Annotated in this window: 16 protein-coding genes; 6 read left to right on the top strand and 10 right to left on the bottom strand. The window is 70.1% G+C overall.

The features are described 5' to 3' along the window. Position 1 precedes the first annotated feature (1 nt). Genes BLR91_RS18480 through fliO form a run of 7 tightly spaced genes read right to left on the bottom strand, consistent with a single transcriptional unit; the run spans position 2 to position 6,240 of the window. Entirely contained in the window at positions 2-727 is a 726-nt protein-coding gene (locus BLR91_RS18480) for a hypothetical protein (RefSeq protein WP_089879237.1), read from the bottom strand. Continuing rightward, positions 705-2,699, bottom strand: coding sequence for a flagellar biosynthesis protein FlhA (locus BLR91_RS18475; RefSeq protein ID WP_391508768.1), 1,995 nt, complete (start codon positions 2,697-2,699; stop codon positions 705-707). Before BLR91_RS18475 ends, BLR91_RS18480 begins: the two co-directional genes overlap by 23 nt. A gap of 59 nt (positions 2,700-2,758) precedes the next feature. Continuing rightward, a complete protein-coding gene (locus BLR91_RS18470) occupies positions 2,759-3,853 on the bottom strand; it encodes an EscU/YscU/HrcU family type III secretion system export apparatus switch protein (protein ID WP_018188943.1) in 1,095 nt (364 codons plus the stop codon). Continuing rightward, complete coding sequence (locus BLR91_RS18465; protein WP_018188944.1) at positions 3,850-4,611, bottom strand: flagellar biosynthetic protein FliR; 762 nt, start codon at positions 4,609-4,611, stop codon at positions 3,850-3,852. The genes BLR91_RS18470 and BLR91_RS18465 overlap by 4 nt, the downstream gene beginning before the upstream one ends. Continuing rightward, positions 4,611-4,886, bottom strand: a complete 276-nt coding sequence (gene fliQ, locus BLR91_RS18460) for a flagellar biosynthesis protein FliQ (RefSeq protein ID WP_018188945.1) — start codon at positions 4,884-4,886, stop codon at positions 4,611-4,613. Before fliQ ends, BLR91_RS18465 begins: the two co-directional genes overlap by 1 nt. Continuing rightward, complete coding sequence (fliP, locus tag BLR91_RS18455) at positions 4,883-5,695, bottom strand: flagellar type III secretion system pore protein FliP (RefSeq protein WP_089881705.1); 813 nt, start codon at positions 5,693-5,695, stop codon at positions 4,883-4,885. Before fliP ends, fliQ begins: the two co-directional genes overlap by 4 nt. A 38-nt stretch (positions 5,696-5,733) precedes the next feature. After that, a complete protein-coding gene (fliO, locus tag BLR91_RS18450) occupies positions 5,734-6,240 on the bottom strand; it encodes a flagellar biosynthetic protein FliO (RefSeq protein WP_089879240.1) in 507 nt (168 codons plus the stop codon). 124 nt (positions 6,241-6,364) lie between these two features. Here fliO and BLR91_RS18445 point away from each other — a divergent pair, with 124 nt between their 5' ends. Next, positions 6,365-7,105, top strand: coding sequence for a formylglycine-generating enzyme family protein (locus BLR91_RS18445; RefSeq protein WP_089879243.1), 741 nt, complete (start codon positions 6,365-6,367; stop codon positions 7,103-7,105). Between the two features lie 19 nt (positions 7,106-7,124). Here the strand turns inward: BLR91_RS18445 and fliN are convergent, their stop codons facing one another. Both fliN and BLR91_RS18435 read right to left on the bottom strand, forming a co-directional pair. Further along, positions 7,125-7,841: a flagellar motor switch protein FliN gene (gene fliN, locus BLR91_RS18440; protein ID WP_089879244.1), complete on the bottom strand. Its 717-nt coding sequence runs from the start codon at positions 7,839-7,841 to the stop codon at positions 7,125-7,127. A 5-nt stretch (positions 7,842-7,846) separates the two neighbouring features. Further along, positions 7,847-8,731, bottom strand: a complete 885-nt coding sequence (locus tag BLR91_RS18435) for a flagellar motor switch protein FliM (protein WP_018188950.1) — start codon at positions 8,729-8,731, stop codon at positions 7,847-7,849. 71 nt (positions 8,732-8,802) lie between these two features. On the opposite strand from BLR91_RS18435, the gene BLR91_RS18430 reads away from it, so the two are divergent. The 5 genes from BLR91_RS18430 to BLR91_RS18410 all read left to right on the top strand — a co-directional run bounded on the left by BLR91_RS18430 (position 8,803) and on the right by BLR91_RS18410 (position 12,127). Then, entirely contained in the window at positions 8,803-9,267 is a 465-nt protein-coding gene (locus tag BLR91_RS18430) for a hypothetical protein (protein ID WP_172823236.1), read from the top strand. Between the two features lie 116 nt (positions 9,268-9,383). After that, on the top strand, positions 9,384-9,710 hold the full coding sequence (locus tag BLR91_RS18425) for a flagellar FlbD family protein (RefSeq protein ID WP_018188951.1): 327 nt from the start codon (positions 9,384-9,386) through the stop codon (positions 9,708-9,710). Beyond that, positions 9,710-10,528 (top strand): motility protein A, encoded by an 819-nt coding sequence (locus tag BLR91_RS18420; RefSeq protein WP_089879251.1) that lies wholly within the window; start codon positions 9,710-9,712, stop codon positions 10,526-10,528. The genes BLR91_RS18425 and BLR91_RS18420 overlap by 1 nt, the downstream gene beginning before the upstream one ends. Before the next feature lies 1 nt (position 10,529). Continuing rightward, positions 10,530-11,357 (top strand): OmpA/MotB family protein, encoded by an 828-nt coding sequence (locus tag BLR91_RS18415; RefSeq protein ID WP_020076240.1) that lies wholly within the window; start codon positions 10,530-10,532, stop codon positions 11,355-11,357. A 92-nt stretch (positions 11,358-11,449) separates the two neighbouring features. After that, positions 11,450-12,127, top strand: a complete 678-nt coding sequence (locus tag BLR91_RS18410) for an SDR family NAD(P)-dependent oxidoreductase (protein WP_020076239.1) — start codon at positions 11,450-11,452, stop codon at positions 12,125-12,127. Here the strand turns inward: BLR91_RS18410 and arfA are convergent. Then, complete coding sequence (gene arfA, locus BLR91_RS18405) at positions 12,124-13,629, bottom strand: arabinosylfuranosidase ArfA (RefSeq protein WP_020076238.1); 1,506 nt, start codon at positions 13,627-13,629, stop codon at positions 12,124-12,126. The genes BLR91_RS18410 and arfA overlap by 4 nt on opposite strands. Positions 13,630-13,653: the final 24 nt, after the last annotated feature.

Raw genomic sequence — 13,653 nt, 5'->3', positions numbered from 1 at the left:
CCTATCCGCCGGGCGGCGCGTCCAGCCAGAGCACCGGCAGGCCGAGACGGTGCACGTCGTCCGGCGTCGAGGTGAAGGATGCGCCGGTCGCGGCCACCGCGTCCACGGCGAGCACCGCATCCACCGCCCGGACCCAGGTGCTCGTGTCGCCGAACGTGCGCGAGACGTCGACGGCCACCCAGACCTGATCGGGGGCGATGCCGGCCAGGTCGGCGGCGAGCGTGGGCACGGCGGCGGGGCCGGCGAGCGGGAACGCGGCCACCACGGGGATGTCGCGGCGAACGCCGTCCGCGCGGGCGGCCAGCGCGTCGCGGCGGTCGGCGAGGTGCTGGACCTCGGCGCCCGCGTCGGCGGAGGCGGCGAGGACGCGCGCGGCCTCCTCCGCGTCTGCACCGAGCCCCACCACGAGGGTGAGGTCGCCGCGGCCGCGCAGCCGCGCCGGGGGCGGACCGGCGGGCACGACGTCGTCGAAGTGCACGTCGTGGCTGCTATTCGAGTCGTTTTCCCGCCACAACGTGCCCTTCGGCTCAGGGGTGGGAGGGGCGGGAGGGGCGGGCGAGGTGGGCGGGATGGGAGGGATGGGCGGGGCGGGCGGGGCGAGGTCCGGCGCGTCGACGGCTCGCACGAGGTCGTCGAGGACCGCTTGGAACGCGAGCGATGACGTCGAGACGGCCGGGAGGACCTCCTCGTCGCCGCCGACCCACTCAGGCCGCGATCGACTCCGCACCGCGGACCACCCCCACCGTCTCGATGGCCGCCTGCACGGCGGTCACCTCCTGATAGGAGAGCACGGCGAGTCCCGCGATCTGGCCGGCGACCAGCCGCCGGATGGCCGGGCGCAGCGCGGGCGCGCAGACCAGGACCGCCGAGACGCCCGAGTCGTCGAGCCGCGCCGCGGTGTCGCGCACGGAGGCGAGAACCGCCTCCAGCCGCACAGGGTCGAGCACGATCTGCGTGCCGCCCTCCGACGGACGCAGGCCTTCGAGCATCGACTGCTCAAGCCCGGGGTCGATCATGATGACCCGCAGCGTCCCCTCGTCGAGGTGGGGGGCGACGACGGCCGGGCCGAGGGCGGCCCGGGCAGCCTCCACCAGTCCCTCCGGGTCGTTCGACACTTTCGCGCGCAGCGTCAGCGCCTCCAGGATGCGCGGCAGGTCGTTGATCGGCACCTGCTCGGCGAGCAGCCCCTGCAGCACGCGCTGCACCTCCGCCAGGGAGAGCAGAGCAGGGATGAGCTCCTCCACCGCGGGCGGGTTCACCTGCTTGACGCCCTCGGTGAGGAGACGCACATCCTCCCGGGTGAGGAGGCGTGCCGCGTTCGCCGTGATGATCGACGACAGGTGCGTGATGAGCACGGAGACCCGGTCGATGACCGTGGCACCGCCCAGCTCGGCGCTGTGCCGCATCTCGGACGGGATCCACTTCGCCGGCAGGCCGAACACCGGCTCGACGGTCGGCGTGCCCGGCAGGTTGTCGAGGGCGTCGCCGAGGGCGAGCACCCGGCCGGAGGGCGCCTGCCCGCGGCCGGCCTCCACGCCGGCGATCTTGATCACGTAGGTCGACGGCGGCAGCTCGGCGCTGTCGCGGGTGCGGACCGGCGGGACGATGACGCCCAGTTCGAGCGCGATCTTGCGCCGTAGGGCCCGCACGCGCGCGAGCAGGTCGTCGGAGGCGCCGCTGACGATGTCGACGAGGTCGGGGGCGAGCGTGATCTCGAGGGCGTGGACCCGCATCTGCTCGATGAGGTCTTCCGTCGTCTCCGACTTGGTCGCCGTGGCGACGGCGTTCTGGGCGGCCTGCGCCTTCTTCGCCGCCGCCTGTGCGGTCTTGATCCGCTGCGACGCGAGGATGAGGAACGCGCCGACGAGCACGAACGGGATGGGCGGCATCCCGGGGATGAGCGCCATGACGATCGCGGCGCATCCCGCGATCATCAGGGCGTTGCGCGACTGGCTGAGCTGGTTGCTCGCCGTCGTGCCCATCTCGGACTCGGCGTTCGACCGGGTCACGATCATGCCCGTCGACACGGCCATGAGCAACGCGGGGATCTGCGAGACGAGACCGTCGCCGATGGTGAGCAGCGTGTAGGAGTTGACAGCGTCGCCGAGCTCCATGCCCCGCTGGATCATGCCGATCGCGATGCCGCCGACGACGTTGATGACGATGATGAGGATGCCCGCGATCGCATCCCCCTTGACGAACTTCGATGCGCCGTCCATCGCGCCGTAGAAGTCCGCCTCGGCCGAGACCTCCGCGCGCCGCGCCCGCGCCTGCTCCTCGGTGATGAGCCCGGCGTTGAGGTCGGCGTCGATCGCCATCTGCTTGCCCGGCATGGCGTCGAGCGTGAAGCGGGCGCCCACCTCGGCCACGCGCTCTGCGCCCTTGGTGACGACGATGAACTGGATGACCACCAGGATGAGGAAGACCACGGCGCCGATGATGATCGACCCGCCGACCGCCACATGCCCGAACGCCTGGATGACCTGCCCGGCGAACCCGTCGCCCAGCACCAGGCGCGTCGAGGCGACGTTGAGTCCGAGCCGGAACAGGGTCGCCACCAGCAGCAGCGACGGGAAGACGGAGAAGTCGAGCGGCTTCTTGACGAACATCGTCGTGAGCAGGATCACCAGCGCCAGCATGATGTTGACGATGATGAGCATGTCGAGGATCCACGACGGAACCGGGACGACGAGCAGCATGATGATGCCGACGACCCCGATCGGCACGGCGACCTTGGCGGCGAGACCCTTGTTCGGCTTCACGACATCCCTCCCTGGAGCTGCGGTCGCATGGTGTGCATGCCGGCGGCGGAGCCGCGCTGCTTGAGCGACATGACGAAGGCGAGCACCCGCGCGACCGCGTTGTAGAGCTCGACCGGGATCTCGTCCCCGATCTCGCACCCGGCGTGCAGCGCCCGGGCGAGCGGGATGTCCTTGACGATCGGCACGCGCTCCTCCTCCGCCTTCTCGCGGATGCGCAGGGCGATGGCGCCCGCACCCTTCGCGACGACTCGCGGGGCCGACTTGCCCGGTTCGTACTTCACCGCCACGGCGATGTGCGTCGGGTTGACGAGCACCACATCCGACCCGCCGATCGCCGCGATCATGCGGTTGCGGCTCATCGCCAGCTGCCGGGAGCGCCGGTGCGAACGCACCAACGGGTCGCCCTCGGTGTTCTTGTTCTCGTCGCGCACCTCCTGCTTGCTCATGCGCGTGTGCTTGCGGTTGCGGCGCATGACCACGAGCACGTCGAGTCCGGCGAGCACGAGGCCCGCGCCGATCGCCGCCTGCAGCAGCCCGGCCGTGCCGCCGGATGCGGCCGAGAGCAGGGAGGCGAGCGGCATCGAACCGGAGGTGAGCAGCACCGGCATCAGCCCCTGGACGACCAGGAACAGCCCGATCGCGACAACGGCCGACTTCAGCAAGGTCTTGGCGCCCTCCCAGAGGGCGCGCATCCCGAACACCCGGCCGATGCCCTGCACCAGGTTGAACTGCTCGTACTTGCCCTCGAGCTTCTTGAAGTGGATGCCGCCCTGCACGGCCGCGGCGCCCACCACGGCGAGGGCACCGACCGCCAGCAGCGGTCCGATCGTCGCCATGATGCTGCCGAGACCGTCGCCGAGGGCGGCGACCGCCTTCGCCGGGTCCGGGCTCTCGATCACGGACCGGACCGAGAACAGCTGCTCGATCGCCGCGGTGCTGCCCGCCTGCAGCGTGAACGGCAGCATGACGGCGGCGGCTCCGACGCCGACCCAGGCGGTCAGGTCGGTCGACTTCGAGAGGCGGCCCTTGGAGCGCGCCTCCTTCATCCGCTTCTCGGTCGCCTGCTCGGTGCGTTCCTGCGCGTCGCTCATCGGCCCACCCCCAGCATGGTCTTGACGGCGGTGTCGGTGAGCCCGGAGACGACGCCCGGAAGCGCGACGAAGACGATGGCCGCGAGCACGACGGTGAGCATGATCTTCAGCGGGAAGCCGAGCGAGAAGGCGTTCAGCGCGGGGGCGACCCGGGTGAGGAGGCCGAGGCCCACGTCGGCGAGGAACAGCACCACGATCAGCGGCCCGGCGATCTGCAGTGCCGCGAGGAACATCTGGGTCAGCCCGTCGACCATCTGCTTCGCCGGGTCGGCCATGCTGAGGCCCGCGGCGAGCGGGACGGCGTCGAACGTGCGGATGAGGCCGCCGATGATCAGCTGGTAGCCGCCCGACGCGAACAGCAGCGCGAGGGCCGTGAGCTGGAACATCCGTGTGAACTGCGCGCCGTTGATCATCGACTGCGGATCGAACGCCTGCGCCAGCTGGAAGCCGCCGAACAGGTCGATCAGGCTGCCCGCCGACTGGATCGCCGCGAACACCACGAAGACCAGGAACCCGAGCGTCGCCCCCACGGCGAGCTCGCGCACCATGTCGAGCAAGAACGCTCCGGTGTCGGCCGACCGGTAGCCGGCGCCCACGCGCGGGGCGACGGCGACGGCGAGCCCGATGGCGAGCATCCCCTTCACCTGCGCCGGGAAGCCGTTGTACGAGAACGGCGGCGCGATCACCAGGAAGGCGACCATGCGGAGGGAGGCCAGCGCGATCGCCTCGATCGCGGCCAGGTCGATGGGGATGGACATCAGCCACCGCCCAGCAGCTGCGGGATCTTGTCGAAGAGCACGTGGGTGAAGGAGACGAGCTCGGCGATCATCCACTGGCCGCAGATGATCAACGCGATGGCCACGGCCGCCGCCTTCGGCACGAACGAGAGGGTGACCTCCTGGATCTGCGTGATCGACTGCACCAGCGAGATCGCGAAGCCGACGACCAGCGCGGTGACCACGATCGGCGCGGCCAGCTTCGCGGTCACCATGAGGCCCTGCATGGCGATGTCGAGGACGGCGTTCGGGTTCATCCGCCACCACCCCCGTAGCTCGTGATCAGGCTCGTGATGATGAGCCCCCATCCGTCGACCAGCACGAACAGCAGGATCTTGAACGGCAACGAGATCATCACGGGCGGGAGCATCATCATGCCCATCGACATGAGCGCCGCCGAGACCACCATGTCGATCACCAGGAACGGCACGAAGATGACGAAGCCGATGATGAACGCGGCACGCAGCTCGGAGATCATGAACGCGGGGATGAGCGTCAGCAGGGGCACCGCGCTCACGCTCTCCGGGTTGGGGCGGCCCGCGGCGCGGGTCATCAGCGCGATGTCCTCCTCGCGGGTGTGCGCCGCCATGAAGCCGCGCAGCGGCGCCTCAGCCGCGTGTGCGGCCGCCGTGAAGTCGATGTGCCCGGCGAGATACGGCTGCACGGCCGTGTTGTTGATGTCGACGAGCACCGGGCTCATGATGAACAGGCTGAGGAACAGTGACAGCCCCGCGAGCACCTGGTTCGGCGGGATGGACGGGAGCGCGAGCGCGTTCCGGGTGATCGCGAGCACGACGAAGATCTTCGTGAACGACGACATCATCAGCAGCAGGGCAGGCGCCACCGACAGCACGGTGATGCCGAGCAGGGTCAGGATGGCGGCGCTCGGCGTGCCGTTCGGGCCGTTGATGTCGAGGGTGATGCCGCCGGAACCGCCCGTGGGACCGGCCGGTCCGGACGGGGTCGGGACGGGCGTTGGCACGGCGTGCGCGGCGGTGGCGCTGAGCAGGACGATGGCCGCGACGATCAGTGCGATCAGGACGCCGGCTACCGCGAGGCGGGGCATGCGGGCGCGCACTGTGCGCGCCGTGACCTCCGGCGCCGTCACTTCTTGGGGCGCACCGCCGAACTCGCCTGACGCCACGTTGCCGGGGACAGGATCGAGCCTTTGAGTGCCTCGTCGAAGAGCGAGGCGCGTCCCTGCGCCGTGAGGAAGTCGGCATCCTGCCTGGTGGTCGTCGTGGTGCTGGTGCTGCTGGTGGTGCCTGTGGTGCCTGTGCTCGCCGCCGCGTCCGTGGTGCCGGTCCTGGCCTCCACCTCGCGCACGGGCTTGAGCGGGGTGACATCCGCATCCTGCGGGCGGTCACCGGAATGGAGGACGCTGACCTGGCGCTCGGTGACGCCCAGCACGAACCGGCTGCCGTCGACATCCACGACGACGACCGACGCCTTCTGGCCGATGCCCTGACGCCCGACGACGGTCACCGCGTTGCCGCGGCGGCCGCGCGCCGACGTGCGGCCCTTCGTCACCCGTCGCTGCACGAACCACAGCAGCGCGACGATGACGCCGAGCACCACCGCGACGCGCAACGCAACGAACAGGGTCTCCACGCTGCGCACTATCGGCCGCCTGGTCCGTGCCGTTAGGGGTTCGCCGAGGTGCAGGTCGTGGTCGCTATCCGCGCCGATTACCCGCCACGACGTGCACTTCGGCGCTGCGTGGGAGGGTGGAGGCGTGGACTTCGAGATGGCGAGCGTTGGGGGCGGGAGCGTGCAGCTGCACGACGCCCGGCGCAAGCGGCGCTGGACGGTGGAACTGGAACCGTTCGAGCTGGGCGTGTTCGCCGTGACCGAGCAGCAGGTCGCCGAGCTGATCGGCGAGCCGGCCCCGCATCCCCGCCGTCCGGCGACCCGCATCAGCTGGCTGCGCGCTGTGCGGATCTGCAACGCGGCCTCGGAGTGGGAGGGGTTCGACCCCGCCTATACCTTCGACGGCGAGGACGTGACCTGGCACGTGGATGCGGACGGCTACCGCCTGCCGACCGAGGCCGAGTGGGAGTTCGCGTGCCGAGCCGGCTCGACGGGCCCGCACTACGGACCGCTGCCCGAGATCGCCTGGACGAGCGCCGACGGCCTGACCGCTCCGGCAGACGTCGGGCTGCGGCTGCCCAATCTCAACGGCCTGTTCGACACCCTCGGCAACGTGTGGGAGTGGTGCTGGGACCTCCTTGACCCGGGCCGGTACCGCGACTACCGGGTGTTCCGCGGTGGCGGGTTCGCCGACGACGCGTGGAACGTGCGGGCGCCCGTCCGGCGCGGCGGACCGCCGCGCACGCAGCACGAGGACGTCGGCTTCCGCCTGGCCCGGGGCGGGTTCGACGCCGAGGGCGCCGCGCAGGGCTGGTCGGCGGCCGCGGATGCCGAGCGCGCCGGGCTCGGCGGAGCGCTGCCGCCAGGGTGGACGCCGCTGCCGTGAGGGTGGACGGCCGCCTCGGTCAGTCCAGGTCTTCCGCCGTGTCGAGGATCTTCGTGATGCGGACCGCGTAGTCCTGGTCGACGACCACGATCTCGCCGTGCGCGATCAGACGGCCGTTGAGCAGCACGTCGGCGGGCGACCCGGCGGAACGGTCGAGCTCGATGACCGCGCCCGGCTCCATCGCGAGCACGTCGCGTACAGCCATGCGTGTGCGGCCGATCTCGACGGTCAGCGCCATCTCGACGTTGCTGATGCGCGCCAGCTTGCCGCCCAGCGCGCTGTTGCCCGTACGCTCGGCGACCGACGCGCGGCCGCGGACCGCGAACCAGCCGGCGACCCCGGACAGACCGGACAGGGCGAAGACCGAGGTGGCCGGGTCGGCGAACAGTTCCGAGGCGTCGTCCGGGCGGGCGTCATCCAGGACGCCCGCGCCGAGCGTGTCGCTGGCGGCCTCGAGAGCCGGCTGCAGCACATCCTGGAGCGCCACCACCGGCGCGCCGTCCGCACCCTCGTCGACCAGCTGCGGTGCCTCGAGCAGCACGACGGCGAGATCGGCGGAGACGGCGCCGACGAAGGTCGCGACAACGGCACGTGCCGCGTCCTGCACATCCGACCCCTGCGACAGCAGCGGGGTCAGCGGCGCGCCGGTCGGCAGCGCGCGGGCGAGCGCCTCGGCGGCGGCCTGCGCCTGCCCGAGCGAGAGGCCGGAGGCGTGTGCGGTGCTGGTCATGCTCATCGGAATCAGTCCTCTGTGTTGACGATCACGCAGGCGAGACGCGAGCCGCTGGAGCCGAGAGCGGCCGAAGCGACGGTCTGCCCGCCGACCGTGAGATCGAAAGGTCGGTGCTGTGGATGCGGGAGCGGGAGCAGGTCACCGACCGCCAGCCCCAGCACAACGCTGGGACGCACGGCCGCCGGCGCCAGCCGCAGGGCCACATCCACGGGGACGCGCGCCAGCTGGGCGTCGACCAGCTCGCGCGCGTTCTCGGTGCTGTGGGTCGGGTTCGTCTCGCCCAGTTGCGGGAGCAGGGCGACGGCGGGCAGGGCGACGGTCGCACGGGCGACGTTCTCGCCGACACGCAGCTCGAAGCCCGCCACGATCATCAGCTCGGAAGTCGCGGCGGCCTGCGCGAACTGCGAGTTGTACTGGATGGCGTCCACCGTGATCGGAGCGAGCAGGATGGAGCCGAGCGAATAGCGCAGATCCTCCAGTGCGTCATCCATCAGCCGGCGCACCAGCGCGTGCTCGATCTGGGTGAAGGTGCGCTCGTGATCGACCGGGGTGCCCTGACCGCCGAGCATCGCGTTCACCCACGAGAGGGCGGCCGTGGTCGGGAACTGGATGACCGCCTTCGGGGCGATGTGCTCCAGCTCGCACAGCACCATGGCCGTGGTCGCCGGAAGCGACGCCGCGTACTCGTCGTACGTCTGCAACTGGACGAAGTCGCACTCCACCTGGCTGAGCACGCGCACCTTCGCGGTCAGCTGCGTGCCCCACTGCCGGGCGAACGTCTCGAACGCCAGCTCCAGAACGCGCGAATGCTCGCGCGCGAGCGTCGTCGGCCGCCGGAAGTCGTAGACCGGCGCCTCGGGGGCGTCCGGCGACGGGGCCTGCAGAGTCGTCACGGGAGGGACTATCGGCAGGCGGGCGTGGCTCGTTAGGGACGACCCGCACCACCTCTGGTATCTTCCATATCATGCGTATCCGAGCCCGACGGTCTGCAGCGGACCAGCTGCAGCAGCGGTTCGAAGCAGTCCCGCTGGTCACCACATCGGCGACGCCCGTCGACGACGCGGGAAAGGTGCGCTCTATGCGCACGACACACTCCCTCATGGCTGTGTTGATCATGTTTCCGCTGCTCTTCGCCGCCGCGCCGGTCACCTTGTTCGCGACATGGTGGGGCACCCGCGCGACGACAACCTGCACAGTCTCGCGGGTCGCCGCCACTGAGCAGGTCGGCCGCGGTGGCCGATACATGACCTACGTCGTCCGCTCCGACGACTGCCCTCAGTTTCGAATCGTCACTGGAGGAACGCTCGACAGGACCGCGGTACGGCTCCTGGGCGATTCGCTCGAATCCGGAGTCCGATACAGATTCGACCTGCGTGGCTGGGACGGGTTCTTCGGTTCGCGGGCGATCGTCGCGGCCTCTCGCCTGTAGCGAGGGACGGCGGTATACGTGCCCCATCCACCCCGCGTCCCCCTAACGACCGACCGACGCGGGCCGATAGTGCACTCGTGACGGCTCACCCGGAGCCGAGACCAGGATTCGCGCCCATGATCGTCGTCACCCGATTGAACGACAGCCAGTTTGCGGTCAACCCCGACCTCATCGAGCGCATCCACGCCAGTCCGGACACCACTCTCGTCATGGTCGACGGGGCGAAGTTCATCGTCACCGAGTCCATGTCCGAAGTGATCGAGAAGATCGCCGCGTACCGGGCGCGCGTGATCGCGCTCGCCCACGATCTGCCCGCCGCCGGCCCGCGACCCGTTCCCGCGCCGCCGCTCGGGCTCGTGACGCTCACCGGCCTGGAAGACGACGAGACGGGGAGGGCTCACCCCGAAGCCCGCGCCGTCCCCCTGCGAGCAAGGAAGAAGTAATGGACCCGGCAACGATCATCGGCATCGTCCTCGCGTTCGGCGCCGTCGTCGCGATGGTGACGATGGAGGGCGCGCACCTGAGCGCGCTGCTGCTGCCCGCCCCCATGGTGCTGGTCTTCGGGGCCACCATCGCGGTCGGGATCGCCAGCGGAACGATCAAGGACTTCCTGACCGCGGTCAAGGCGCTCCCCCGCGCGCTCCGCGGGAAGGTGGAGCCGCCGCAGCAGGTGATCGACCAGGTCGTCGGCCTGGCGGAGAAGGCCCGCGCCAACGGCCTGCTCGCCATGGAGCAGGAAGCGGACAGCGTCGACGACCCGTTCCTCAAGCGCGCGCTGCAGAACATCGCGGACGGCACCGACGGCGACGAGTTGCGCGTGCTGCTGGAGGACGAGATCGCGACACGGTCGAAGAAGGACCGGGTCGCCGCGAAGTTCTTCAGCGCAATGGGCGGGTATGCGCCAACGATCGGCATCATCGGAACCGTCGTCTCCCTGACCCACGTGCTCGAGAACCTGGCCGAGCCGGGCGAGCTCGGTCCGATGATCGCCAGCGCGTTCGTCGCGACCCTCTGGGGCCTGCTGTCGGCCAACTTCCTCTGGCTCCCGCTGGGCGCACGCCTGCGCCGGCTGTCCGAACTGGATGTGGAGCGCATGACCCTGCTCATGGAGGGCGTGCTCGCGGTGCAATCCGGCTCGCAGCCGCGCCTCCTCGGCGAGCGCCTGCGCGCGATGGTCCCCGACGGCGACGCCGAGAAGGGCACCGCGAAGGCCGCCAAGCCGGCACGCGGTTCGAAGGATCCCGTCGAGGAAGCGGCCTGACATGTCGGCCCGCCGTCGGAAGAGACACGAGGAGCCGGAGGAGCACGAGAACGAGGAGCGCTGGATGGCCTCCTACATGGACATGGTCACCGTGCTCATGTGCATGTTCATCGTGCTCTTCGCCATGTCGACGGTGGATGCGAAGAAATTCGAGCAGCTGAAGGACTCGCTGGCGACCGGCTTCGGGCAGGTGAAGACCCAGAAGGTCGACACCGCATCCGGGGTCGTGGTGCCGCCCAAGCACGTCGACGAGTCCGGCAAGTCGACCGACTTCGCCCTTGCCCAGCAGGAGGCGCAGAACCTGCAGCACCTGAAGGACCTCATCCAGGCCGCCCTCACGCGTGACGGCCTGCAGGATGCGGTGGAACTGAAGATCGACGAGCGCGGCCTCACGATCGGCCTGGTCGGCAACTCGACGTTCTTCGACTCGAACCGCGCGGAGCTCAGCCCGCGCGCTGTGTCCGTTCTGAACGACATTGGACCGGTGCTCGCTCCTGAAGCGTACGAGGTCTCGGTGGAGGGCCACGCCGACCTGCGGCAACCCGGAGCACCGTATCCGACCAACTGGGAGCTCTCCGCGGGCCGAGCGACCAGCGTGCTCCGGCACCTGGTCGAGGTGAACGGCTTCCCGCAGGAGCGCATCGCCGCGGTCAGTTTCGGCTCGGCGCGTCCGGTCGCCGGGCACACCGGCACGACCGACTCGGACCTGGCGCAGAACCGCCGGGTGGATGTGGTGGTGCTGTCGTCGCAGCCGGACGCCATCCGCAAGCTCATCCCCCAGGCGCTGCAGTCGCCCGCGCCCACCACGGCCCCCGCCGCCTCCCGCTGACGCCCTCCACCCACCGTCGAGTACGCACAAACTGCACAGAAACCACGGCTCAGCCGTGCAATTTTTGTGGACTCGACGGGGTTGGGACGGGTATGGATCTTCAGCTTGAGAATCGCGTCGTCCTCGTCGTCGGCGGCACCGGCTTCATCGGCTCTGCGGTAGCCGACCGCCTCCGCGCTGAGGGCGCGACCGTGGTCGTCGCTTCCCGCAACGCCTCCGAGGGAGTCACGCTGGACGCCTCGGACGAGGAGTCCGTGCGCCGCGGCATCGACACCGTGCTGGAGCGCCACGGACGCATCGACGGCCTGGTCGTGACGGCCGCGCCGCCGGCGCAGACCCTCGACCCCGCCCGCAGTTCCGACCCCGAGCAGATCCTGAGCGCGATCGACGGCAAGGCGCTGTCGTTCCTCCGGGTCGCTCGCGCGGTGATCCCCGCGATGCGGGAGGCCGGCTTCGGCCGGATCGTCGCGATCAGCGGCCAGAACGCCTACATCAGCGGAAACATCACCGCCGTGGTGCGCAATGCATCCACCATCCTCATCGCGAAGAACCTCGCCGACGAGCTGGCCGGCACGGGCGTCGCCGTCAACGTGATCAACCCGGGCCTCGTCACCGAGACCCCCGACGCCCAGGTCGCACCGGGGCGGGGCGGGGAATCGTCTCCGGACCAGATCGCCGACCTGGTCGCCTTCCTCACCTCGCCCCTATCGGCGGTCGATGGCGAGTCCATCGCCATCGGCCACCGGATGCTGGGGACGACCCTGCTCTAGCCGAGCGAGACGCCCGTCCACGAGACGGGAGGCAGCTCGAGCGTGAGCACGCCGTCGTCGAGGGATGCGGTGGGCGTCGGGCGCAGGCCCACGCGGTTCTGATCGTGCAGAGTGTTCTTGGCGTACACGTCCTCATCCCACAGGGACACGGCCTCGCGCACCGAGGAGACGCCGAGGTCGCGCACGTCCACCCGGACGGTCTGCGTCTCGGTGAGGCTCCGGTTCACGACGAAGAGCGCGGCCGAGCCGTCGGCCTCGTCGAAGGTGGCCACCGCATCCACCAGGTCCGCCTCGCCGTAGACGGCGGTCTCGTACGAGCCGGTCTCGATGCGCGGGCGCAGCACCTCGCCGCGGGCCAGCCGGCTGGTCACCGAGAACGGGAAGAACGTGGTCTGGCGCCAGGCGTCGCCGCCCGGCTCGGTCATGATCGGCGCGATCACGTTCACCAGCTGGGCGAGGGAGGCGCTGGTCACCCGGTCGTGGTTCTTCAGCAGAGTGATCAGCAGGTTGCCGAGCACGACGGCGTCGGCCGCCGAGTAGACGTCCTCCAGCTGCCGCGGGGCGTACCGCCACTCGTCGTTGACCTCCTCCGACTCCTTGTGCTCGTCGAGGTACCAGATGTTCCACTCGTCGAACGAGATCTGGATCTTCTTCTTGCTCTTGAGCCGGTAGCCGACGTGATCGGCCGTCGAGACGACCGTGTCGATGAAGTACTGCATGTCCACCGAGGAGGCGAGGAAGGAGCCGAGGTCGCCGCCGCGCTCCTGGTAGTACGCGTGCGCCGACACGTAGTCGACGTGCTCGTAGGAGTGCTCGAGAACGACGCGCTCCCACTCGCCGAAGGTCGGCATCCCCGAGCCGGAGGAGCCGCAGACCACGAGCTCGAGGTCCTTGTCGGCCATCTTCATCGCGGCTGCGGTGCGGGCGGCGAGCTTGCCGTAGTCGTCGGCGGTCATGTAACCGGTCTGCCAGGGCCCATCCATCTCGTTGCCCAGGCACCACATCCGGATGTCGTGCGGCTCCGGCGTGCCGTTCGCGATGCGCTGATCGCTGAGCGCCGTCCCCGACGGGTGATTGGCGTACTCGAGCAGGTCGAGCGCGGCCTGGATCCCGCGGGTGCCGAGGTTCACCGCGAGCATCAGCTCCGAGTCGGTGAGCTTCAGCCAGCGCGAGAACTCGTCGAGTCCGACCTGGTTGGACTCCAGCGAGTGCCAGGCGAGGTCGCGCCGCACCGGGCGCTTGTCGCGCGGGCCGACCGAGTCCTCCCAGCGGAAGCCGGAGACGAAGTTGCCGCCCGGGTAGCGGATCGTCGTCGAGCCGAGCTCGCGGACGAGCTCCACGACGTCGAGACGGAAGCCGTCCTCGTTGGCGGTCGGGTGCCCCGGCTCGTAGATGCCGTCGTAGACGCAGCGCCCCAGGTGCTCGACGAACGAGCCGAAGATGCGGCGGTTGACGGTGGCGACGCGCGCGGTGCGGTCGAGGGCGATGCGGGTCTCAGACAAAAGGGTCTCCTGTTTTCGAGTCTC

The organism is Leifsonia sp. 466MF (genome assembly GCF_900100265.1).
Taxonomy (GTDB): Bacteria; Actinomycetota; Actinomycetes; order Actinomycetales; family Microbacteriaceae; genus Leifsonia.
This window is presented reverse-complemented; position numbering and strand designations above follow the sequence as displayed.